The sequence below is a fragment of the Pelovirga sp. C15f genome, assembly GCF_057178085.1.
The window spans coordinates 999,128-1,023,381 of sequence record NZ_JBXUCV010000001.1 but is presented as its reverse complement, the minus strand read 5'-3'; the positions used below and the strand labels follow the sequence as shown (position 1 = coordinate 1,023,381).

Annotated in this window: 19 protein-coding genes; 17 read left to right on the top strand and 2 right to left on the bottom strand. The window is 53.0% G+C overall.

All coding sequences use genetic code 11. The annotated features are described in order from the left end of the window. Positions 1-10: 10 nt before the first annotated feature. A complete protein-coding gene (gene ilvA, locus AC1931_RS04740) occupies positions 11-1,519 on the bottom strand; it encodes a threonine ammonia-lyase, biosynthetic (protein WP_483876072.1) in 1,509 nt (502 codons plus the stop codon). Between the two features lie 27 nt (positions 1,520-1,546). Beyond that, complete coding sequence (locus tag AC1931_RS04735; protein WP_483876071.1) at positions 1,547-2,635, bottom strand: dihydroorotate dehydrogenase-like protein; 1,089 nt, start codon at positions 2,633-2,635, stop codon at positions 1,547-1,549. Positions 2,636-2,724: 89 nt separating this feature from the next. On the opposite strand from AC1931_RS04735, the gene AC1931_RS04730 reads away from it, so the two are divergent. The 17 genes from AC1931_RS04730 to bamJ all read left to right on the top strand — a co-directional run bounded on the left by AC1931_RS04730 (position 2,725) and on the right by bamJ (position 23,881). Then, the gene (locus tag AC1931_RS04730; protein ID WP_483876070.1) at positions 2,725-3,045 is read left to right on the top strand and encodes a putative signal transducing protein; all 321 of its coding nucleotides are present in this window, start codon (positions 2,725-2,727) and stop codon (positions 3,043-3,045) included. A 108-nt stretch (positions 3,046-3,153) separates the two neighbouring features. Continuing rightward, the gene (gene dcd / locus AC1931_RS04725) at positions 3,154-3,681 is read left to right on the top strand and encodes a dCTP deaminase (protein ID WP_483876069.1); all 528 of its coding nucleotides are present in this window, start codon (positions 3,154-3,156) and stop codon (positions 3,679-3,681) included. 47 nt (positions 3,682-3,728) lie between these two features. After that, positions 3,729-6,374 carry an aminopeptidase N gene (pepN, locus tag AC1931_RS04720; RefSeq protein ID WP_483876068.1) on the top strand — a complete coding sequence of 882 codons (2,646 nt, stop codon included), beginning with the start codon at positions 3,729-3,731 and terminating at the stop codon, positions 6,372-6,374. A 17-nt stretch (positions 6,375-6,391) separates the two neighbouring features. Beyond that, positions 6,392-7,303 carry an SDR family oxidoreductase gene (locus AC1931_RS04715; protein WP_483876067.1) on the top strand — a complete coding sequence of 304 codons (912 nt, stop codon included), beginning with the start codon at positions 6,392-6,394 and terminating at the stop codon, positions 7,301-7,303. Positions 7,304-7,437: 134 nt separating this feature from the next. Beyond that, positions 7,438-8,430, top strand: coding sequence for a class 1 fructose-bisphosphatase (locus tag AC1931_RS04710; protein WP_483876066.1), 993 nt, complete (start codon positions 7,438-7,440; stop codon positions 8,428-8,430). A 54-nt stretch (positions 8,431-8,484) separates the two neighbouring features. Then, positions 8,485-10,896, top strand: a complete 2,412-nt coding sequence (locus tag AC1931_RS04705) for a DNA internalization-related competence protein ComEC/Rec2 (RefSeq protein WP_483876065.1) — start codon at positions 8,485-8,487, stop codon at positions 10,894-10,896. Positions 10,897-10,945: 49 nt separating this feature from the next. Continuing rightward, positions 10,946-12,322 (top strand): GGDEF domain-containing response regulator, encoded by a 1,377-nt coding sequence (locus AC1931_RS04700; RefSeq protein WP_483876064.1) that lies wholly within the window; start codon positions 10,946-10,948, stop codon positions 12,320-12,322. A 239-nt stretch (positions 12,323-12,561) separates the two neighbouring features. After that, positions 12,562-13,779, top strand: coding sequence for a histidine--tRNA ligase (gene hisS / locus AC1931_RS04695; RefSeq protein ID WP_483876168.1), 1,218 nt, complete (start codon positions 12,562-12,564; stop codon positions 13,777-13,779). A 107-nt stretch (positions 13,780-13,886) separates the two neighbouring features. Then, positions 13,887-15,677 (top strand): aspartate--tRNA ligase, encoded by a 1,791-nt coding sequence (aspS, locus tag AC1931_RS04690; protein ID WP_483876063.1) that lies wholly within the window; start codon positions 13,887-13,889, stop codon positions 15,675-15,677. Between the two features lie 22 nt (positions 15,678-15,699). Next, positions 15,700-16,431 (top strand): LysM peptidoglycan-binding domain-containing protein, encoded by a 732-nt coding sequence (locus AC1931_RS04685; RefSeq protein WP_483876062.1) that lies wholly within the window; start codon positions 15,700-15,702, stop codon positions 16,429-16,431. Positions 16,432-16,681: 250 nt separating this feature from the next. After that, a complete protein-coding gene (locus AC1931_RS04680; protein ID WP_483876061.1) occupies positions 16,682-18,907 on the top strand; it encodes an NADP-dependent isocitrate dehydrogenase in 2,226 nt (741 codons plus the stop codon). A gap of 86 nt (positions 18,908-18,993) precedes the next feature. After that, a complete protein-coding gene (gene mdh / locus AC1931_RS04675) occupies positions 18,994-19,950 on the top strand; it encodes a malate dehydrogenase (protein ID WP_483876060.1) in 957 nt (318 codons plus the stop codon). A gap of 359 nt (positions 19,951-20,309) precedes the next feature. Continuing rightward, a complete protein-coding gene (locus tag AC1931_RS04670) occupies positions 20,310-20,504 on the top strand; it encodes a 4Fe-4S binding protein (RefSeq protein WP_191156988.1) in 195 nt (64 codons plus the stop codon). A 20-nt stretch (positions 20,505-20,524) separates the two neighbouring features. Continuing rightward, on the top strand, positions 20,525-21,664 hold the full coding sequence (locus tag AC1931_RS04665; RefSeq protein WP_483876059.1) for a 2-oxoacid:acceptor oxidoreductase subunit alpha: 1,140 nt from the start codon (positions 20,525-20,527) through the stop codon (positions 21,662-21,664). Beyond that, positions 21,665-22,480: a 2-oxoacid:ferredoxin oxidoreductase subunit beta gene (locus AC1931_RS04660; RefSeq protein ID WP_483876058.1), complete on the top strand. Its 816-nt coding sequence runs from the start codon at positions 21,665-21,667 to the stop codon at positions 22,478-22,480. 25 nt (positions 22,481-22,505) lie between these two features. Continuing rightward, entirely contained in the window at positions 22,506-23,057 is a 552-nt protein-coding gene (locus tag AC1931_RS04655) for a 2-oxoacid:acceptor oxidoreductase family protein (protein ID WP_483876057.1), read from the top strand. 143 nt (positions 23,058-23,200) lie between these two features. Beyond that, a complete protein-coding gene (bamJ, locus tag AC1931_RS04650) occupies positions 23,201-23,881 on the top strand; it encodes a BamJ family beta-barrel-assembly machinery protein (RefSeq protein ID WP_483876056.1) in 681 nt (226 codons plus the stop codon). The last annotated feature ends 373 nt before the right edge of the window (positions 23,882-24,254 follow it).

Here is a 24,254-nt window from a genome sequence, read left to right as displayed (position 1 = left end):
CTGATAGTAGTTAAAGAAACAGCTGGTAAACCGGATCATCTGTCTGTTCCAGAAAGCGATAGCCGATGCGCTCAAGAAACTGCATCAGTTTGTTTTCATCGCCGAGCGGTAATTCCAGACCGATCAGCACGCGGCCGAATTCCCCTCCCTGATTGCGGTAGTGAAACAGGGAGATGTTCCAGTTGGTTCCCATATCGGCAAGAAAGCGGGTCAGGGCGCCGGCGCGTTCCGGGAACCAGAAGCGGAACAGGCGCTCTCTGGTGGCAGCCGACGAGCGCCCGCCCACCATGTAGCGCAGATGGGTTTTTGCCAGCTCGTTGGCGGTCAGATCGATAGTTGGATAGCCCTCCTGGTTAAGTTGCTCACAAAAGGTCTGACGCGCAGGTTCTCCACCAATGGCAACGCCGAGGAACAGGTGGGCCTTGTCGCGATCGGCAAGGCGATAACTGAACTCGGTGATGCTGGTGCCGGCCAGCAGATTGCTGCAGAAGTGGCGCAATGCGCCCGGTTTTTCAGGAATGGTGACGGCAAACAGGGATTCAAGACCTTCACCAATCTGGGTGCGTTCTGAAACATAGCGCAGGCGCTCAAAATTCATATTGGCGCCGGAGTTGATGGCGACCAGGGTCTGGCCGCTGACCTGCCGGTGTTTGACATATTGTTTAAGACCCGCCATTGCCAGGGCTCCAGCGGGCTCGACGATGGAGCGACTGGCCTGGTAAACACTTTTGATGGCACTGCAGATCTCATCGGTTGATACGCGGATAATTTCATCGACATGTTTACGGCACAGATCAAAGGTCTTTTTCCCGACTTGTCGTACCGCTACGCCATCGGCAAAAATGCCAACAGTCTCAAGGGTGATACGTTTGTCGGCGACCAGAGACTGGTACATGGCGTCACTGTCGAGGGGTTCGACACCAATAATCCGGACTTGCGGTGCCAGAGCCTTGAAGTAGGTGGCGATGCCGGCAATCAGGCCGCCGCCACCCACCGGCACAAAAATCGCGTCGATCTTGCCGGCGCTCTGCCGCAGGATTTCATCGGCAACGGTACCCTGCCCGGCAATAATCAGCTCATCGTCAAACGGCGGGATAAAGGTCAGGTTGCGCTGCTGTTGCAGTTGTTCGCAGTGTTCAGCAGCTTCAGAATAATTATCGCCGTGCAGAACAACTTCGGCGCCGAGCCTTTTTACCGCGTCAATTTTGATCTTAGGCGTTGTTATCGGCATGACGATCAGTGCCTTGATGCTGAGCTTTTTGGCCGAGTAAGCGACACCTTGAGCATGATTGCCGGCGGAGGCACAGATGACCCCGCTGATCTGTTCACTTTCGTAGAGATGGGCAATCTTGTTGTAAGCACCACGAATTTTAAACGAGAAAACCGGTTGCAGATCTTCGCGTTTGATCAGGATCCGGTTGTCCAGTTGCAGTGAGAGTTCTGTTGCCTCTTCGAGGGGTGTTTCGACCGCCGCCTCATAAACTCGTGAGGTAAGAATTTTGCGTATCATTTCCTGCATGGAGGTTCTTTCCCGCTGCTTTCAGCGTTATTCGTTACGCAGGCCGGGTGTCCGGCCATTTTGTTCGATAAACATTTTCACATATTGCAGCCGCTCGTAATCTTTTGGTGTGTTGCTGGCGTGACGACTCATGCGCCCGCGAAAATCAGCTAAAGAACTTAAGCCGTTATTTTCCATCCAATACCGCAGTTCTTTCTCGATCACCTTGATGTGACTGAGCCCATGCAGGTAGAGGGCTGAGCAGAGCTGGGTAACAGTAGCACCGGCGAGCAGCGCCTTGATGACCCCGGTGCTGTCGTGGATGCCGGTTGTGGCGCCAAAATCGCAGTTGACGGTGCCATAGAGCAGGGAGATCCAGCGCAGCGTATCGGCCAGGTCATGGGACGAACTGTAGGGCAAACCGTGGGTCAATTGTTGTTTGTGAATATCGATGTCAAAGCGGTAAAAACGATTGAAAAGAACCAGAGCATCAGCGCCTTTGCTGGTCACTTTTCCGGTCTGACGATCTTTTCCCAACCACCCGACGCTGTAGGCCGGTGCTTCAACCTGGTCGCTGGTCAGGAGCTTGGCGACATGGGCAAGCGAGGTGAAGTAGGGACCGATTTTCAGTGCCACCGGAATGCCTGCCTGGTGTTTTACCTCGCGCAGAATACTGAGGTAGTCTGCGACAATATGTTCACATGGACGTGATGAATCGGTCGAGATAATACTGACGTTCAGTTCGATGGCATCGGCTCCGGCCTGTTGAAGTTGATGGGCATAGCCGGCCCATGAATCTGCGCTGACGCAATTCAGGCTGGCAATAATGGGGATTGTGACCGCTTGTTTGGCCTCCCTGACCAGCTGCAGATACTGCTGTGGGCCGAAAGCAGTGCCGTAGCTCTGTAAATACTGGAAAGCTTCACCGTAGCCTGGATAATCCTCGGCGTGGCGGCTCAGGGACGAGATGTCACCCCTGATCTGTTCCTCAAACAGGGAACGCAGAACCACGGCACCAGCACCAGCTTCAGCACATTGACGTACCCCTTCCAGGGTGCCGGTAAGGCAGCAGCTGGCGACAACCAGTGGATTTTTCAGGGCAAGCCCCATATAGTTGGTAGACAGGTCGGTCATCATCGCCTCCGTTCGTCGCTATCATCGTTACTGGCCGGGATTTTTGCCGGCCTGTTTCTTTCCGAGTGTCGCTGTTGGTATACTGTCGGCTTATGAAAAGACTACATGTTTTCAATTTCCATGAAGCATACCTTGCGAGCCTGTTGCGGGACATTCTGATCGGCGAAGAGATTGACTGCGTTTTGCGTAATGTTCAGCTGACTGCCGCCGTCGGTGAAATTCCCTTTGTTGAGTGTTGTCCGGAGCTCTGGGTTATCGATGATGAAGCCTGGCCCCGGGCGAAAATGTTAGTTGATGCCTGGTTTAAAAAAGACCCACTTGTTCCTTCGTGGTGCTGTCCACAGTGCAGGGAGTCCCTTGAGGGGCACTTTGGTGCCTGCTGGCGCTGTGGTTCTTTGCGCGTTGAAGGATAGATAACATATCGCTATGTCGGTGAACAGGGTTGTCTGGGTCGATGGATCGGACATCTTCTTTATTTTTTTACTTTTTCGTCAATGAAGGGTCACTAAGGAGGAAAATAGATGATACTCTCCGGCAGGGAAATCGACGCCCGCATGGGTCAGGACATTATTATCCGTCCCTATGACAAGTCCCGTCTGAATCCCAATAGCTACAATCTGGAATTGCATGACGAATTGCTGGTTTATACCGAAAAACAGCTCGACATGAAAAAAAATAATGCCTGGACAACCCTTACCATTCCGGAAGAAGGTTTTGTCCTGGAGCCGAACCGGCTGTATCTTGGCCGGACCCTGGAATATACTGAAACCCGCAACCTGGTGCCGATGCTGGAGGGGCGCTCATCGGTGGGTCGCCTGGGTTTGTTCGTGCACGTGACGGCAGGGTTTGGTGACGTTGGCTTTCGCGGTTTCTGGACCCTGGAAATGTTCAGTGTTCAGCCCATCCGGATTTATGCCGGAGTGCAGGTATGCCAGATTTATTACCATACCCTGCAGGGAGAGAGTGAGTCTTACACCAGTGGAAAATATCAGGATAATCGGGGGATCCAGCCAAGCTTGCTGTACCGCGATTATAATGATCAAGCCTGATTACTGTTTAAGCAACTAATATAATAACCATTTATTTTCGGAGTCTTATGTCTACCCAGTCACCACAAACCAGACACCTTAAGGATTATCTTACCCCGGCCTACCTGGTTGATCAGGTTGAACTCGATTTTAACCTGAGTCCGACCGCAACCCAGGTTGCCTCGACCCTGAAGCTACGGTTGAACCCGGATCGCAACGGGGTGATTGAACCCCTGATGCTCGACGGCGAACATCTGCAACTGCTGGCCGTCGGGCTAGACGGTAGGCCCCTGACGCCGGCTGACTACCAGTGTGATGACGTCAGTTTGACGATTCCTGCACCGCCAGGGCAGTTTTCCCTGCAAATCATCACCCGCATCGATCCGCTGAACAACACGGCGTTGGAGGGGCTTTATCAGTCCAACGGTATTTTCTGCACCCAGTGTGAGCCCGAAGGTTTTCGTAAAATCACTTACTATCCGGATCGCCCCGATGTGCTGGCGCCATTCCGGGTACGGATCGAGGGTGAGCCGGCCGACTGCCCGGTACTGTTGAGTAACGGCAATCTGGTGGATCAGGGAGTGCTCGATAATGGCCGTCACTTTGCCTGCTGGGAGGACCCGTTTCCCAAGCCGAGTTATCTGTTTGCGCTGGTGGCCGGTAATCTGGTCTGTCTGGAAGATCACTTCATCACCATGTCCAAGCGTCGGGTGCTGCTCCAGATATATGTTGAAAAGCGCAACAGCAATGACTGTGCCTTTGCTATGGAGTCGCTGAAAAAAGCGATGAAGTGGGAAGAGCAGGTCTACGGGCTTGAATATGATCTTGACCGCTACATGATTGTCGCAGTGGACGATTTTAATATGGGAGCGATGGAGAACAAGGGCTTGAACGTGTTTAATTCAAAATACGTGCTTGCCCGTCCGGAAACGGCAACCGATAGCGATTATCTGGGTATTGAGGCGGTGATTGCGCATGAATATTTTCACAACTGGACCGGTAATCGCGTCACCTGCCGTGACTGGTTCCAGCTGAGCCTGAAAGAGGGCTTAACGGTGCTGCGCGACCAGCAGTTTTCTGCCGATATGCAATCCGCTGCGGTCAAGCGGATTGATGATGTCGCCTTGCTGCGCCAGTATCAGTTTCCCGAAGATGCCGGACCCATGGCACATCCGGTGCGTCCGGAGTCTTATGTGGAGATCAACAACTTCTACACCACGACAATCTATAACAAGGGCGCTGAGGTTATCCGTATGCTCGAAACCCTGCTGGGACACGAGCGGTTTATCAAGGGCGTTCGCCTCTATCTGGGCCGTCACGACGGTCAGGCAGCGACCTGCGATGATTTTGTCGCCGCATTAGAACAGGCCGGTGAGATTGATCTGACCCGGTTCCGGCGTTGGTACACTCAGGCCGGCACCCCTGAAGTAAAGGTTGCTTGTCATTATGACCGCGACACTCAAACCTTCACCCTTGATTGTCATCAAAGCTGCCCCGCCACCCCCGGTCAGCCTGAAAAGGAGCCGTTTCATCTGCCCCTGGTGGTGGGGTTGCTTGGCCAAAATGGTGCCGATCTTCCCTTGCAGCTGGCAACAGAAAATTCTCCTGCCGGCACCAGCCGGGTCCTTGAGTTGACGCAGACCCGCGAGCAATTTTCCTTTGTCGGGGTCCAGGAACAACCGGTGGCGTCGTTGCTGCGCGGGTTTTCTGCGCCGGTACGCCTGCAAATGCAGGATCGGCCTGAAGATCTGGCGTTTCGTATGGCTTACGACAGCGATTCCTTTAATCGCTGGGAGGCAGGTCAGCAGTTGTCTGTTGCCGAGTTGTTGCAACTTTATCGGCAGCCGCTTGAGGAGCAGTTGTCCGCCGGGATGAGCAAGGTCTTTGTCGACGCCTGGGGGATTGCTCTGACGGATAGCGAGGCGGATGAAAGCCTGCTGGCGCGGATGCTGCAATTGCCCAGCGAACAGTATCTTGCAGATCAATTGACAGAGGTTGATCCACAGCTGATCAGAACGGTGCGCGAACAGGCTCTGCGGCAACTGCTGTCGGTCCATCGTGAGAAACTGCTGCAGCGATATAACAGCTATTCCGGCGCGGGAGGTTATTCTCTCGATCCCGCAGCGGTTGGTCGTCGCCGTCTGGCCCATGGTTGCCTGGCGCTGCTGATGCTGGAGCCCGATAAGACGCTGATGGATAGCTGCCTGCGTCATTATCAACAGTCCGGCAATATGACCGACCGGTTGGCTGCCTTTGCTGCTCTGGTTGATTGTCGGGAGAGTCCGGTGCGTGATCAGGTCAAAGAGGATTTTTACCGGCAGTGGAAACATTACCCGCTGTTGCTCGACAAATGGTTTTCGACCCTGGCATCAGGCCGTCACGAAAATACCTTTTTTGACATCGAACGCCTGTTGTTACACCCCGACTTTACCCTGAACAACCCTAACCGGGTGCGCTCTGTGCTTGGTGCCTTTGCCCAGAATCTGGCAGTTTTTCACCGTCCCGACGGCAAAGGCTACCGTCTGTTAACCGAGCAGATCAGGCGCCTCGACAAGCGTAACCCGCAGGTGGCAGCGCGCATGGCCACCCCCTTGACCCGTTGGAAACGCCTTGAGCCGCAGCGGCGTGCGTTGCTGCGCGAGGAGCTGGTGGCGTTACAACAGGAAGATCTGTCGCGTGATTTATACGAAATTGTCAACAAGAGTCTGATCTGATGGGAAAGTGATGGTAGATGATGGATTATACAATCATTGGTTGTGGTGATATCGGTAAACGGGTAGCAAAAGAACTGCTGAACCAGGGACACAGGGTGCAGGCCACGGCACACGATGCCGAAGGGGCGGCAGAACTCTTGACTCTAGGGGTGACGCCGATTGTCGCCAACTTCGATTATCGAGAAGACCTGGCGGTGCTGGCTGTCCATCGCCAGCGTGTCTTCTATTTTATGCCGCCGCAAGGCGGAGGATCGATGGACGCCCGCATGGCAAATTTCTGTCGTATGCTGAGTCCCGATAACTGCCCACAGCGGATTGTCTATATCAGTACCAGCGGTGTATATGGTGACTGTGGCGATGATCTGGTGACGGAAGAAACGCCGATCAATCCCCGGACCAGTCGCGCCAAGAGAAGAGTCAGCGCCGAAATCCAGTTGCGCGACAGGGCCAAAGACCTGGGTTTTGACCTGATCATCCTGCGGGTGACAGGTATTTATGGCCCTGGACGCCTGCCATTGGCACAACTGCATAAGGGGCATCAGGTATTGCGACCGCAAGATTCACCGGTAACCAATCGTATTCACAGCCTTGACCTGGTGCGTATCTGCCTGGTTGCTATGGAACGTGGCGAGGCGGGAGATATCTTTAATGTCTGCGATGGTCAGCACAGCAGTATGAGTGAATACTTCACTGCGGTCGCTGATCTGTACGAGCTGCCGCGCCCACAGCAGTTAACCTGGGACGAAGCGCAACGGGTCATGAATCCCCTGACATTGTCGTTTCTGCAAGAATCGCGACGCATGACCAATCGTCATATGCTGGAAAAGCTTGGAATTAAGCTGCTGTATCCTACTCTCGAAGAAGGACTGGCGATGTGTCGCCAGGCAGACGATGCCCAGGCGGTTGCCGGTAAGACCTCAGATTTATGAAGCCGGTTAATTATGTCATTAGGGCCAGTTCACGGTTGCTGGAAGTCTTCCGGTGGGCTAATGTAATCTCAAGTCGAACTCAAGCTGACCTTTAAGGTCGATTATTGCCATAACAGATAAGGGGAGCGTATCTCATGAGTGAACCGGGTAAAACCAAGTTTCAGGTCGATCTGCGGCGCCATTTGCGCGAAACTGGTGTTGAAGATAATCTGACCCATCTCATTTGTGAGATAGCCGAAGCTTCCAAATATATTATCCATTCCATTCGAACCGGTGACCTCGGGGTGGCCGGTACCTCCAACCTTTATGGTGAGCAGCAGTTGGCTCTGGATGTCCTGGCGGATCGGATCTTGCGCAAACGCCTTGATCATTCCGGCGTTGTCGCCAACATGATGTCGGAGGAGATGGATCAGATTATTCCCGTCTCGACCGACTGGGAGGGTAAATATTCGGTTGCTTTTGATCCGCTGGACGGTTCTTCTCTGGTTGACGTCAATCTGGCGGTAGGCACCATCATTGCTATTTTCCCCGGCTATGATCTGCTGCGCCCCGGGCGTGAGCAGGTTGCCGCCATGTATATTCTCTATGGTCCGCGCACAACCCTGGTTTACAGTGTCGGGGACGGCGTTTATGAATTCGGGATGAATAACCTGATGGAGTATACTCTGCTGCGTGAACACATTACGCTAAAGCCTAAAGGCAAACTTTACTCGCCGGGAGGTTTACGTAATCAGTACACGCCGGGAGTTGAAACCTATGTCTCTTCGCTGGAGAAGAGCGGGGTGAAGTTGCGTTACAGCGGTGGTTTTGTGCCGGACATTAACCAGGTGCTGCTCAAAGGGGAGGGGATTTTCCTTTACCCCCACCTCAAAAACCTGCCCCGTGGCAAACTGCGCTTGCTGTTTGAACTCAATCCCATGGCCTACCTGGTTGAACAGGCCGGCGGCGCGGCTTCCGACGGTCATCAGCCGATTCTTGATCTGAAGCCGACCCAAATCCACGAGCGCGCCCCGGTTTTTATCGGCTGCAAGGACGATGTTGCGCTGGCTGAAGAGATGCTGCGTACCCACGAGGGGAAAAAAGACATCCCCGTCGAGAAAGGACGCTCAGTTAAAGCTTCAGGGTAAGGTTTCTGAAGCGAGACATTGTCTTAATAGACTTAACCGGGGAGGGAGGGGGATTTGCCATTAGTATTTACTTTGCTGGCGGCGGCCATTGCTGGTTTGGTCGTCGCCAGCTTCGCTGCCGTCGGAACGCCAACCGGATGGATCGCAATCCTTCTGTGCCTGTTCCTGGTGTTTTATTCCCGCTGTTTTCCCCGTTTCCAACGATTCTCCCTTTTTCTGGGCTGCCTTGCCCTTTCACTCTTCTTCAACAGCCAATACTCTGCCCGCTTACAATTTGCTGATGATGTCACGCGGATCGACCAGCTGGCCCGTCGGACCACCGCCGCCGGGGTTATTACCGATGTGCGTCAGTTGTCTGATGGCCGTCGTCGGATTGATCTGCTGATTGATGAGGTACGGGATAAAGAAATGGCGCTGGAACTTGAGCGCCCGTTAAGGTTGCGCCTGAGTGTCGAAGAGGGCGGCGTCAATGATGGCCTGCTTCCCCAGGATCGCATCCGTTTTAACGGCAGACTCCGCCAGCCGCGGTTATTCGGCACCCCGGGGGAGTTTCACTGGCCGCGTTATGCAATCAGCCAGAATATCGATATGACTAGCTGGGTCGAGAAAATTGACGATGTCGTACTCGTGGCTGAGGGGAAGGGTGGGCTGCGACGGCTGATTGTCCAGTGGCGAAACCGGGTGGCTGGCTTTATCGTGGCCCATGGATCGGAGGCGAGCTCGGCCCTGGTACGGGCCCTGGTGCTGGGGGAGGGACGGCTATTGCCGGAAGCTGTACGTAGCACCCTGGCGGCTGCGGGTGTCAGTCATCTGTTTGCGATTTCCGGGCTGCACCTTGGAATATTAGGGGTGTTTGGTTATCGCGTGTTGCTGGCGTTCTATCGGCGCTCAACCTGGCTGCTTCACTGGCAGCCACCTCAACGGGTGCTGCCGCTGGTGTTGTTACCGTTGCTATTTGTTTATCTACTGTTAACCGGTGATGCGGTGTCAACCCGCCGCGCTTTTGTCCTGGCTGGTGTCGGTGCGCTGTTGTTGCTGTGGCGCTATCAGGTAAATCCGCTGCATCTGCTGGCCGCTGTAGCTTTGATCTTTCTACTTTATAATCCGCTGCTGCTGTGGTCAGCCAGCTGGCAGCTGTCGTTCAGTGGCGCTGCCGGTATTCTGTTATGGCGACCCTGGTGGCAACATCCGCGCGTCATGGAGCTGCCGTTGACTGGATTGCGCTATCTGGCCCAGATTTTTATGGTCAGCCTAGCCGCAACCCTGGCAACCGTGCCTTTAGTACTGTTTAATTTTCACCTGTTCGCTCCGGCATCCCTGGTGGCGAATCTGGTCTGTGTGCCGATTGTTACCCTGGTTGCCCTGCCGGCCTGTTTTGTCGGCCTGTTTTTGTGTCCCCTGTGGCCACAGGCAGCGGCCTTATTATTTCGCTGCAGTGGCTTTATTCTGGAACAGCTCTACCAGTTTTCTTTCTGGTTGACCGACTTTCCGCTGCTGGCGGGAAAGTATCTGTACTGGTCGCGCAGTCAGTATCTTGCGGTTGCTTTACTGTTGTTGCCGGTGCTGGTGTTGCCCCGACTGATCCGCCGACCGTGGCTAAATCTGACCGCCGGCTGTGTGCTGCTGCTACTGCCACTGTGGCAGTTGCCGCTGATGTCTCGAGCACCGGTAACCTTGACCATGTTCAGCGTCGGCCAGGGTGAGTCGCTGCTGTTACAAAACAACACTGGTCAGAATATCCTGATTGATGGGGGAGGACTCTATGGTGATCGTTTTGATGTGGGGCAGCGTTTGCTGGCGCCGGCGTTTGGTGAGTTGGGCATCAGGCATTTTGACCGGATTATTCTGACTCATGATCATGCTGACCACTGGAAAGGACTGGTCTATGTTCTTGAACAGTTCCCGGTCGCTGAGCTGGTTGTTGGCGAGCCCCTTGCGAAATATAATGACGCCCTTGTTGAAGTGATCAGAAAACGCAATGTTCCGGTACGGGTGGTCAAGCAGGGGTGGAACCCTTTTGCCGACTGGCAGAAGGGGGAGCTGGCACTATTCAATGCCAGTGCTGTTGCCGCAAATGCCAATGACGCCTCGCTTGTTCTTGCGCTACGCACCGTCGATACAGCAGGACGCGCGCAGGGGATGCTGTTGGCCGGTGATCTGGAGGCAGAGGGGATGCAGCGCTTGATTGCTGCAGGGATTCCGACTCCCGCAACCTTGCTCAAACTTCCCCATCACGGCAGTGGCAAATCGGAGACAGCACGTTTGGTGCCATTGCTAGATCCTGAGGTGGGGCTGGTATCCGTCGGCTATCAGAATATCTATCGGTTACCATCAAAAGCTCTTCTGGAGCATCTTGAAGACCAGGAGCTGAGGATTTATCGAACTGACCTGGACGGGACGGTTCGAGTGCAGCTGGATGCTGCCGGGTGGCGCCCGCAAAAATGGCACAATGGCCTTTTCCGTTGACTTTGCGGGGTAAAGACTGATACTTAAATGACAATATTGCTAAGGGGTTATGATGGTTGACCAAGCTAAAATTTTGGTTGTGGATGATGAGCTTTTTTTTCGTCATCTCTACCGCGACCTCCTCGAAGATGCCGGTTACACTGTGGTGATCTGTGCTAGTGGAGATGAAGCTGTCAGGTTGCTGGAAGCTGAATCTTTTGATCTCGTCTTGAGCGATGTGGTCATGCCTGGCCGCAGTGGTGTCGATGTGCTGCGTTTTGCCAAAGGTCTGCCGTCGCCTCCTGATGTGGTGATGGTAACTGGTTATGCCAGCCTCGACTCAGCTATCGAATCTCTCAAAAATGGCGCCCGTGACTATCTGGTAAAACCCTTCAATCCGGAAGAACTCAAGCACCTGATTTTAACCTGCCTGGAGCAGCGCCGCCTGCTGGCTGAAAATGCCCACCTTAAACGCCAGATCAACCTGTTTCAAACGGGCCAGACTCTTTCCTCGCTGATCGACCTGGAATGCCTGATTCCTCAATCCCTTGAAGCCTTGATGCGCAAATTGGGTTCCGAATCGGGGTTTTCTTTTACCCTGGCCGAAGACAAGGCAACCTACCTGACGGGGCTGAAAAAGATCCACGCCGGTGATGCCGAGAAGTTGATCGACCTGCTGCTGCCGGAATTTTTTCAGGCGGCCGGTGTTGTTCAACCGTCCGCGCATTGCCAGGAGGGCTTGCGCAGCTTGAATAAAACTCCTAAGCAGATCTGGATGCTGCCATTGCGCGACGGAGATCTGTTAAAGGGGGGGCTTCTGATCAGTGAAGCCCTTTGTGACGACCCCGATTTCTCTCCGGCTGACCTGCGCTACCTGTGCGATCAGATTGCCTTGGGGTTTGCCAACGCTTCGCGTTATCGCAATGCCCAGCAGCTGATGTATTCCGATGATCTGACCGGTCTGTATAACCATCGTTATCTTCAGATTGCCCTCAATCAGGAGATGATGCGCTCGCAGCGTTATGGCCTGAAGTTTTCTGTTTTGTTTATGGATCTGGATCGTTTCAAGGAGATCAACGATCAGCACGGACATCTGGCCGGAAGCGCAGCCCTGCAGGAGGTGGGAAGACTGATGCGTGGTTGTGTTCGTGATGTCGACACCCTGTTTCGTTTTGGTGGTGATGAGTTTGCCGCCCTGCTGGTTGAGACTGATCAGCGTGCGGCGCGGGTTGTCGCCGAGCGGATTCGCGGGTTGATTGAAAAGCATGTTTTCCTGGAAAAAGACAATCAGCCGTCGCAGGTAACGGTCTCTATCGGCATTGCGACCTTTCCCGATGATGCCACCAACCAGGAACGCCTCCTTGGTCTCGCTGATCAGGCCATGTACGCCGGTAAAGAATCGCGTAACAGTATCTGCAGTGCCGTTGATATCGGAGATACCCGCTAGTCTTAACTTTAGTAACCTTCTGAAAAGCTAGTTCTTGCTGTTCCCTCTTCTTTGATTTATAACATCGTCGAACACTCTTCATTTATCATCTGCAGATCGTTCGTCCCCGTGTTAATCCCCTTTTGGTTGCTGATGAAATGGAGTATGGTCACAGTCATGGTGGTCGGTAGTTTCCCCGTTTGTCAGTGTAAGCATAAGCATGAAAGGATAGAGCGTTGAGTATCTCAGGAATCAAGGGAATGAACGATGTGCTGCCGGATGCCGTTGGTGTCTGGCAGTTTCTTGAACAGAGTGCGCGCGAGGTTTTCGGCATCTACGGATTTACTGAAATCAGAACGCCGGTGCTTGAAAAAACCGAGCTCTTCTGTCGTTCTATCGGAGAAACGACCGACATCGTTGAAAAAGAGATGTATACTTTTGCTGACAAGAGTGGCAACTCCATGACCTTGCGCCCGGAAGGGACGGCGCCGGTGATGCGCTCCATTATTCAGAATCGTCTGGCTACCCAGGATGCGGTTGCCAAGCTCTATTATCTCGGCCCGATGTTCCGCTATGAACGTCCGCAAAAAGGACGTTACCGGCAGTTTCATCAAATTGGTGCCGAGGCGATCGGGGTCGAAGATCCCAAGATTGACGCCCAGGTACTGATGATGCTTCATCATTTTTTTACCCGTATCGGTATCAGTGCCGTCTCCCTGGAAATTAATTCCCTTGGTTGTCCGGTCTGCCGCCCCGATTATCGCCGACAATTGATCCAATACCTTGAAGAACGACTGGATCCGCTGTGCAGTGAATGTCAACGGCGCTATCAGACCAACCCGTTACGCGTGCTTGATTGCAAGGTGGACACCTGCCGGGCGGCTACGGCTGATGCGCCGGCAATGATCGATCATTTGTGCGGCGAGTGTGATCAGCATTTCAGTCAGGTCCGGCGTTATCTCGATCTGCTCAAGGTGCCTTACGTTGTTAATGAGCGGATGGTGCGTGGCCTGGATTATTATGTGCGTACGACCTTTGAACTGGTGACCGATCGGTTGGGCTCTCAAAACGCCGTAGCGGCAGGTGGCCGCTATGATGGGCTGATTGAAAGTCTGGGCGGACCGGCGCTGCCTGGGATCGGTTTTGCCATCGGTCTGGAACGTCTGGTACTTATGCTCGACCAGGATGCCGCCAGCATCGCCCCACCCGAGTTGTTTATTGCCGCCCTCGGGGACGCTGCCGCCGAGCGGGCTTTTATTCTGATGTCGCAACTGCAGGTTCAGGGAGTGCACGCGGAAATGGATTTCCAGAGCAAGAGCTTGAAAGCGCAGATGCGGCGGGCGGACAAGCTGGGTGCTGTTCATACCCTGATTATCGGCGACGATGAGTTGCGCAATGGGCAGGCGCAGCTCAAAAAGATGGCAGATGGCACCCAGACCAGTGTCCGTCTTGATGCCCTGCTGGAAATACTGAGGTAATTTTTTCAGACCCATTTCTATTGCTTGACCGAAGGTCATTGAAATCAATATAATAGCCCGTTTAACAATAACTATTTAGGCGCTGATCTGGCGCATCTGGAGGCACTGTGCAAAACGATAAACTGGGAAGCTGGAAGCGAACACATCGATGCGGTGAACCGACGGCAGCATTGATCGGTCAGGAAATTTGTGTCATGGGGTGGGTGCAGAGGCGCCGCGACCATGGCGGCCTGATTTTTATCGATCTGCGCGATCGTGAGGGGATAGTACAGCTGGCTCTTGACCCTGATCGTGATGCCGCTTCACACCAGAAGGCTGAACAGGTGCGAACCGAATATGTTGTTGCAGCCAAAGGAACGGTTTCTGCGCGCCCGGAAGGAACGGTCAACCCGCGCATGAAAACCGGTGAAATTGAGATTGAGGTAACGGAATTACTGATTCTCAACCGCTCTGAAACCCCGCCTTTCATGATTGATGAATATACCGAGGTGGCTGAAAATATCCGCTTGAAATATCGCTATCTTGATCTGCGGCGGCCAGCCTTGCAGCGTAACCTGATGATGCGTCATCTGGTTGCCAGAACGGTCAGAACCTATCTCGACAGTCAGGGGTTTCTGGAAGTGGAAACTCCGGTGCTGACCAAGAGTACCCCGGAAGGTGCCCGTGACTATCTGGTGCCAAGCCGTGTTAACCCAGGTAACTTCTACGCCCTGCCACAGTCCCCGCAGTTGTTCAAGCAGCTGCTCATGGTGTCCGGTTTTGATCGCTATTTCCAGATTGTCAAATGTTTCCGTGACGAGGATCTGCGGGCTGATCGCCAGCCGGAATTTACCCAGATCGACTGTGAGATGAGCTTTGTTAAGAGTGACGATGTTATTGGCACTATGGAGGGACTGATTGCCGCCATCTTTAAAGAAGCCATCGGCCTTGAGGTTCAATTGCCGATGGAGCGTCTGACCTATGCTGAGGCTTTGCGGCGCTTTGGCGTTGATAACCCCGACCTGCGTTTTGATCTTGAGCTGGTTGACCTAACAGCATTGATGACCGATTCGCAGTTCAAGGTGTTTGCTGAGGTAGCTGCTTCCGGCGGGTTGGTTAAAGCCATCAACGTTAAGGGGGGGGCGGATTTTTCACGCAAGGATCTTGACGGATTTGGCGATTTTGTCAAAATTTACGGTGCCAAGGGGCTGGCCTGGGTCAAGGTAACGCAAGAGGGCTGGCAGTCCCCCATTGCCAAATTTTTCAGCGCCGAGGAGTTGAGCGGCCTTAATCAGAAACTGTCCGCCGAGGTTGGTGATCTACTGTTGTTTGTTGCTGATACGGCCGCGATTACCAATGAGGCGCTGGGGCGGTTGCGGGGTCATCTGGGCCAGCGCCTGGGACTGGCAAGCAAAGATGCGTATCGCTTTGTCTGGGTGACCGATTTTCCGTTGCTCGAGTGGGACGCCGAAGCCAAACGTCATGTTGCCGTTCATCATCCTTTTACCTCCCCACTGGAAGAGGATATACCGCTGCTCGACAGCGATCCCGGCAAGGCGCGGGCTCAAGCCTACGATCTGGTACTGAATGGTTCTGAAGTTGGTGGTGGCAGTGTCCGGATCCACGATCAGGCGGTGCAGTCGCGCCTGTTCGAACTGTTGGGTATCGGTCAGGAGGAGGCACAGTTGAAGTTCGGCTTCTTGCTCGATGCTTTGAGCTATGGCGCACCACCCCATGGTGGGATCGCTTTTGGTCTCGATCGGTTGATGATGATTCTGACCGCGGCGGATTCGATCCGCGATGTGATTGCCTTCCCAAAAACCCAGAAAGCGACCTGCATGTTGTCGGATGCTCCCAATGCGGTCGACGAAAAACAGCTGCAGGAACTTGGCATCCGGTTGCGAAAAAAACAGGAATAGCGATCCTTTAAAAAGAGTCTCAATGACGATCAGATTTTTACTTATCATCATTATCACAGCCGTGGCTTTTGCTGGTTGTGCCAAGCCCCCGCTTGCTGAGTTGGAAACCGCACGTTATCTGGTTCGCGACGCCGCGCAAGTCGGCGCCGCGGACTGGTCACCAGGTGAATACCGGCTGGCTAAGGCCGCCCTGGAAGCTGCTGAAGAACAGATGAAAAAACAGCAATACCGGGCTGCTGCGCGAACCATCAGTCTGGCACAGCGTTACGCAAAAGATGCTCGCAGCGAGTCAGAGCGCGCTCTGAAGCGTCTGGCCGAGCTCGAGCGTCAGCGCGCAGAAACAGCCCGGCTGCAGGAAGATAAACGTTTGCGCGAACTGGCGGAGCAGGAGGCGGCTGTGCGCCAACGTGAGTTGGAACGGCGTCGCCAGGAGGAAGCCCGGCAGGCAGCAGCACGTGCTGCCAGTGCTGCCAGCGCGGAAAAACCACCACCGCCCCCCCCCTCACTCCCGTCTGAACCCGAAAAGATTCAGCAATATGAAGTCCTTGCCGGCCAGAATCTGGCCGAAATCGCTAATTTGCCTGAAGTCTATGGGGACAGATTGCTGTGGCCTCTGATCTACCGTGCGAACCGTGATCAGATTAAAACTCCTCAGGAAATTGCACCCGGTCAGGTGCTGGATATCCCGCGTGATAAAAACAGTGAAGAGCTCGAAGCAGCGCGAAAAGAAGCGCGGGAGTTGAACCTGTTCTGATAAGTCCGGATGGCGCCTGGTTGCAGTGTTTTTTCTTCAAGGTCTTTTTGTGATTTCGGCCAGGCGCAGGCAGCAGCGATAACCTGTCTTTTAATGGAGAGTTTTAATCGCCGGTTATTCCTGAACCCCCTTGACAGCCTCCCCCTCGTTTGTATACTGTATACAACGCTTTCCCATGCGGGATTCTCAGTTTATAACTTTGTTATGGGCTGGTTTGTTTTGACACTACATTAATCAAGGAGAGAGACGAATGGCAGCAAAAATAATCTGGTCTGAAATTGACGAAGCACCGGCTTTGGCCACCTATGCCTTTTTGCCCGTTGTTCAAGCCTTCACCAAGGGCTGCAACATTGAGGTGGAAACTCGTGACATTTCTCTGTCCGGCCGTGTGCTGTCACTTTTTCCGGAGCGTTTAACGGAAGCACAGCGGATCGCTGATCATCTGGCAGAGCTGGGTGAACTGGTGAAGACCCCCGAGGCCAACGTGATCAAGCTGCCGAACATAAGTGCCTCGATTCCCCAGCTGCAGGCCTGCATCAAGGAACTTCAGCAACAGGGTTATGATATCCCCAGTTATCCCGAAGAAGCAAAAAGCGACGATGATCGCAAGCTTCAGGAGCGTTTTTCCAAGGTGCTGGGTTCTGCGGTAAATCCGGTTCTGCGTGAAGGCAACTCGGATCGTCGTGCTGCCGCATCGGTAAAAAAGTTTGCCCAGAAAAATCCCCACAAGATGATGCAACCATGGCCAGCGGCCGGTGAGTCCAAATGCCGTGTCGCCTTCATGGATAGCGGCGATTTCTATGCGTCTGAAAAATCAGTAACCATGGATGCTGCCGGCACCGTCAAAATTCAATTCGTTGATGAAGGCGGTAGTACCAAGGTTCTTAAGGAAATCAAGCTGCAGGCTGGTGAGGTTTTTGACAGCTCTACCATGAATGTTCGCAAGCTGCGTGAGTTCTATGCTGCCACCGCTGCCGAGGCAAAAGAAAAGGGCGTGCTGTTGTCACTGCACCTGAAGGCCACGATGATGAAGATTTCCGATCCGATTCTTTTCGGCCACTGTGTCTCGGTTTATTTTAAGGATGCCCTTGATAAGCACGCTGCCACCCTCAAAGAAATCGGTGCCAGCCCCAACTATGGTATGGGCGATATTCTTTCTAAACTGGATAAGCTGCCGGCAGAGAAAAAAGCAGAAATTGAAGCCGATATCAGCAAGTGTTACAAGAGTGGCCCGGCACTGGCGATGGTCGATTCCCGTAAAAATATTACCAACCTGCATGTTCCCAACGATGTTATTGTCGATGCTTCGATGCCTAACGTTGTCCGGGATGGCGGCAAGATGTGGAATCTGCAGGATCAACTGCAGGATACCATCGCGATGGTTCCTGACCGTTGCTATGCCACAATGTACGCTGAGATCATCGATAATGCCCGAGAAAACGGTCAGTTCGATCCTGCGACCATGGGCAGCGTAGCCAATGTTGGCCTGATGGCACAAAAAGCCGAAGAATACGGCTCCCATGATAAAACCTTTGAGGCACCAGGCAACGGCACATTCCAGGTGGTTAATTCTGCCGGTCAGGTGTTGATGGAGCAGAAGGTCGAAAAAGGCGATGTCTATCGCTCGTGCCAGACCAAGGATATTGCCATCAAGGACTGGGTTCGCCTTGCGGTTGAGCGCTGTCGTGAGTCTGGTGAGCCGGTCGTGTTCTGGCTTGATGAAAAGCGTGGTCATGATCGGCAGATCATTGCCAAGGTCAACAAATATCTGCCCGACCATGATACCGCCGGTCTTGAGATCAAGGTGATGGCTCCGCGTGAAGCCATGAAGTTCTCCCTTGAGCGGATCCGCAAAGGGCTTAACACCATTTCGGCCACCGGAAATGTGCTGCGGGATTACCTCACCGACCTGTTCCCGATCCTGGAACTGGGGACCAGTGCACGGATGCTGTCGATTGTGCCGTTGCTTGCTGGTGGCGGTCTGTTTGAAACCGGTGCCGGGGGATCAGCCCCCAAGCATGTTCAGCAGTTCCTGAAAGAAGGACATACCCGCTGGGATTCTTTGGGCGAATATTGTGCTCTGGTGCCATCGCTGGAACTGGTTGCAAAAAATTACAACAACAGCAAGGCCAAAGTGCTGGCCGAAACCCTGGATACCGCGATCGGTACCTATCTTGAGAACCAGAAACTGCCGTCACGGAAAGTCAACGAACTGGATAATCGCGGCAGCACCTTCTATCTGACCCTGTACTGGGCCCAGGCGCTGGCAGCACAAGATCAGGATCAGGATCTCAAGGCCCGTTTCACCCCGATTGCGAAGGAAATGACTGACAGCGCTGACAAGATCGATGCTGAATTGATCGCCTGCCAGGGTCAACCGGTTGATATCGGCGGTTATTTCCGTCCGGACCCGGCCAAGGCAGAAAAGGAAATGCGCCCCAGTGCTACCTTGAATGCTATCATCGACAAGATGTAGTTGCTTTTTAGTCAATTAGCCGAGCCGGGACGAACGGTCGTCCCGGCTTAATTAAATATAATATATCAACAACAAGGAGAGAGAAAATGGCGAGACCAAAAATTGCTTTGATTGGTGGCGGACAGATTGGTGGCGTTCTGGCTCAGCTCTGTGCCCTGCGTGAACTGGGTGACGTGGTGATGTTTGACATCGTCGAAAATATGCCCCAGGGGAAAACCCTCGATATTGCTGAAGCCTCTCCGGTAGATGGCTTTGATGTCAGCGTGACCGGTACCAATAGTTACAAGGATATTGCCGGTTCTGACGTTGTTATCGTTACCGCCGGTCTGCCGCGTAAGCCTGGTATGAGCCGTGATGACCTGATCGGTGTTAACTCAAAGATCATGACCAGCGTGGCTGAAGGTATTCGTGATAATGCTCCGAACGCTTTTGTTATCGTTATTTCCAACCCTCTCGACGCCATGGTGACCCTGTGCCAGAAGGTGACCGGTTTCCCGTCTGAGCGTGTTTGTGGTCAGGCCGGCGTGCTTGACTCTGCCCGCTTTGCTGCTTTCATCGCCTGGGAGCTCGGTGTTTCCGTTAAGGATGTCACCGCTATTACCCTCGGTGGCCACGGTGATACCATGGTTCCCCTCGTACGGTATGCCAATGTTGCGGGGATCCCGGTCATGGAACTGCTTGAGCAGAAGTACGGTAGTGCCGCCAAGGCCAAGGAAGTGATGACCGCTATGGTAGAGCGCACCAAGGGCGCCGGTGGCGAAGTTGTCAAGCTGCTCGGTAACGGTAGTGCTTTCTACAGCCCGGCCTCATCAGCTGTGGCGATGGCTGAGTCTTTCTTGAAGGATCAGAAGCGTGTTCTGCCGACCTGTGCTTTGCTGCAAGGTGAGTACGGTGTCGACAACTTCTATGTTGGTGTTCATTGTGTCATCGGTGCCGGTGGTATCGAAAAGATCATTGAAATGAAACTTGATGCTGAAGAGCAGGCACTGATGGACAATTCTGTGGCTGCCGTTAAGGAACTTGTTGGCAGCATGAATCTCTAGACGGGATATTGTTCTTCTTTTGGAAGGGCAGTCATTTGGCTGCCCTTCTTGTTAGATTCCCCTCTGACAATTGAATAATCACGGTGCAGAGGAGCTGCAAACAGGGTAGAGTTCGTTCGGGCATGGAATAAGGTGCCTGTAAAAACCTGTTGCAGCGTTTTTTTTGTTGCGGGAAGTATTTTATTCGATTTCCAGAGCAGAGCCTAACCCACTGCTTTTATAAAGAAAAGCATCAACGTACAGGGTGCTTGAAGGCATGGATGTTTTTGCTGGCGTAGAGTCGCCGCTTATGTTAGCATTCCGCCGCTTTGAAAAGCTGTTTGTCGACAGTCACTATATAGTAAAGGAGAAAATCGTTCATGAGCGCGAAAGCGGAAATTGAAATCATCGAAGCCTATTGTAAGGGGTGCAGCATCTGCGTAGAATTCTGCCCTACAAAGGTCCTGGAGATGGATGCATTTGTTGTCAAGGTCGCTAACGCTGATGCGTGTATCGCATGTAATCAGTGTGAGTTGCGTTGCCCTGACTTCGCCATTAAAGTTCACAAGCTGTAATAGCTAGAGGAGGTCGGTTCGTGGCAAAGAAAATTGCTCTTTTACAGGGGAATGAGGCTTGCGCCCAGGGCGCACTTTATGCCGGATGTAACTTCTTCGGCGGTTACCCAATTACTCCTTCCACCGAAGTTGCCGAAGTCATGTCAGGCGAGCTTCCCAAAATCGGTGGTAAGTTCATTCAGATGGAAGACGAAATCGGTGCTATGGCATCAATCATCGGTGCTTCCCTCGCTGGTTCAAAAGCGCTGACCGCAACCTCAGGTCCTGGTGTTTCTCTGAAACAGGAACTGATCGGCTATGCCTGTATTGCAGAGGTCCCCTGCGTTATCATCAACGTTATGCGCGGTGGCCCTTCAACCGGTATGCCGACCGGTCCAGGTCAGTCTGATGTGATGCAGGCCCGTTGGGGCACCCACGGTGACCATGCTGCCATCGCTCTGTGTCCTTCTTCCTGTCAGGAAATTTTCTCTGAAACCGTACGTGCCTTTAACCTGGCAGAAAAATATCGTATGCCGGTACAGGTTCTGTTTGATGAAATCGTCGGTCACATGCGTGAGCGGATTGTCTTTCCAGAGCCGGGGGAACTCGAAGTGATTAATCGAACCGCCCCATCGGTGACGCCGGACAAATATAAGCCGTTTGATACCTCTTTTGGAGATGTTCCGCCGTTAGCGGCCTTTGGATCCGAATACCGTTTTCACGTCACCGGCCTGAACAAGGCAGAAGATGGATTCCCAACCACCAAAGCTGAGTTGGTAGATGCTGAAGAACGTCGCCAGATCCGAAAGGTTGAATGCCCGGAAGCTCGCGCTGATATTGAATTGAACGAGGAGTATCTGACTGAAGACGCCGAGGTTGTAGTTTTCGCTTACGGCTCAACAGCGCGCTCCGCCCGTTATGCTGTGAATGAACTGCGTGAGCAGGGCATTAAAGCTGGTTTGTTCCGTCCGATCACGCTCTGGCCTTTCCCGGAAAAGCGCGTTGCCGAACTGGGTGAGCAGGTCAAGGCGATGGTCGTTGCTGAAATGAACCTCGGTCAAATAGTTTTCGAGGTTGAGCGGATTGTCAAAAATACATGCAAATTAGGTCTGGTTACCCGCGTCGATGGTGATCCCCTCACTCCGACCCAAATTATTGACCAGGTTAAGGAGGTCCTTTAAATGGCTTACGATTACGAAAAATCAATCCGCCCAGGTAAGCTGCCTCATATCTGGTGCCCCGGTTGTGGTCATGGCATTGTCATGAAGGGCCTGATCCGGGCCATGGATATCTGCGGTCTTGAAAAAAACAATACGGCGATTGTTTCAGGTATCGGCTGTGCAAGCCGGATGCCTGGTTATCTGGATTTTAATACCCTGCATACCGCTCATGGTCGTGCTGCTGCTTTTGCTACCGGCGTCAAGATGGCAAAGCCCGAGATGACGGTTATCTGTTGTGGCGGCGACGGCGACGGCGCGGCTATCGGTGGTAATCATTTTATTCATGCCTGTCGGCGTAATATCGACATGACTTACGTGTTGCTGAATAACTACATCTACGGTATGACCGGCGGTCAGTTCTCCTCGTCGACCCCGACCGGACATTTGGCGTCAACGACTCCTTACGGTAATCCCGATCCCGCTTTTGATCTGGCAAAGCTGGCAATCGGTGCCGGGGCGACATTTGTCGCCCGGACCACAGCTTTTCACGCCACTCAGATCGATAAGCTGATCGCTGAAGGGATTAAGCACAAGGGTATGGCGGTGATTGAAATTCTCGACGATTGTCCGACAACCTACGGTCGCCGTAACAAGTTCCGCAGTGTAGTGGACATGATGAAGCGTCTGAAGGATATCGCGGTTCCGGTCACTGCAGCGGCAAAGATGACTCCCGAGCAGCTGGAAGGCAAGACGTTGACCGGTGTGCTGCACAAGGAAGACCGTCCGGAATACTGCGAAAACTACGCAAAAATCATTGCGCGTGTAAAAGGCGCCTGATCACACCCATAAGGAGACGAGAATCATGGCAGAAAGATATGAACTTCGCTTTTCCGGTGCGGGTGGTCAGGGTCTGATCACTGCCGGAATTATTTTGGCTGAAGCCGCTTCGATTATCGAAGGGCGGCATGCCGTACAATCGCAAAGTTATGGGCCGGAAGCCCGTGGTGGTGCCTCCAAATCTGAAGTTATCATCGGCGAAAAGCCGATCGATTATCCCAAGGCAACTGTTGTTGATGCTTGCCTGGCGATGACCCAGGAAGCCGCCGATAAGTATGCTGTTGGCATCAAAGACGGTGGTGTTCTTCTGGTCGACAGTGATTTTGTCACACGCCCTCCAAAGGGCAATTACAAGGTCTATAGTCTGCCGATCATGCGCACTGCAAAGGTTGATGTTGGTCGCGAAATCGTCGCCAATGTTATTGCTCTGGGTGCGATGATTGCCTTGACCGATGTTGTTAAGCGCGAGTCAGGTGAGCAGGCGGTTCTGGCTAAAGTGCCCGAAGCCTTCAAGGACCTGAACAAAAAGGCCTACAGCCTTGGTTTTGAGAAAATGAAAGAAGTTCTGGCTGGTTAATCTGCTGGACAGTTATGGATAAAGCAAGGCCCGGCGCAACAACACCGGGCCTTGCTTTTTTTATTGAGTCCGTTTGTAATGTCTGTGTTACAAGCATCCTGTTCGGATGACTCTCAAAAACCCTGATAGAAAGGTTGTTTAAGATGAAAAAACTTATCATTGCAGTAGTTATTGTGATGTTTGTTGCGACCATCGGTTATGCAGCAACATTGGAAACAGAAGCTCAGAAGGTTGGCTATGCCATCGGCATGAACATTGGTATGAACATGAAAATGCAGGAACTGGATATCGACCCGGAGCAGGTGGCGGCTGGTCTGGTGTCCGCTTTTAAGGGCGAACCAACCCTGATGGATGAAGATCAGATGGCGCAGACGCTGATGGCTTTTCAGCAGCAGATGCAGGCGCGCGACATGGAAAAGATGGCAGCTGAGGCTACGGTCAATGCTGTCGCTTCTCAGAAATATCTTGAAGAGAACAGCAAAAAGAAGGGTGTTGTGACAACGGAAACCGGCTTGCAGTATCGCGTGTTGTCAACAGGCAAAGGGGCCTCGCCCAAGGCTGATTCAACAGTCGACGTTCACTATCGCGGCACCCTGGTAGATGGAACTGAATTTGACAGTTCTTACTCCCGCGGGGAACCTGCCACCTTTCCGGTTGGTAATGTTATCCCCGGCTGGACCGAAGCCCTACAACTGATGAAGGAAGGGGATAAGTGGGAGATTGCCATCCCTGCCGAATTGGCCTATGCCGATCAGGGCGCGCCACCTGTTATTCCTCCAAGTTCCGCTCTTATCTTTGAAGTTGAGCTGCTGAAGGTTCATTAGTCCGCTTTCGGCTCATTCTCGTCGGGTAGAAAACGCCCGATGAGAATGAGTGCAGCGCCCAGTAACAGTAATGTCTCGAACACGATGTTTTCTCCCTGGTAGTGTAGATCCAAAGCTTTTTCCTGTTGCAATTACGATAGCCCTTAAGTGTGCCATAGTATTTCACACTGACAGCGTTGCTGATCCTGTTGTCTGCAAATCGACGCAGGAACGCGCCCAGGGTGTTTGTTTTTGTCCAAAGGTGATCTGCACGTTGACTTCACTTGAAAAAATCGTATACAGTATGCAGTTGCTGGACACTAGAACGCCTGTTTAACCTTGATTTTATGAATGAAAAATCAGGACATGAAACCCAATTTTCTAACGCGATGAC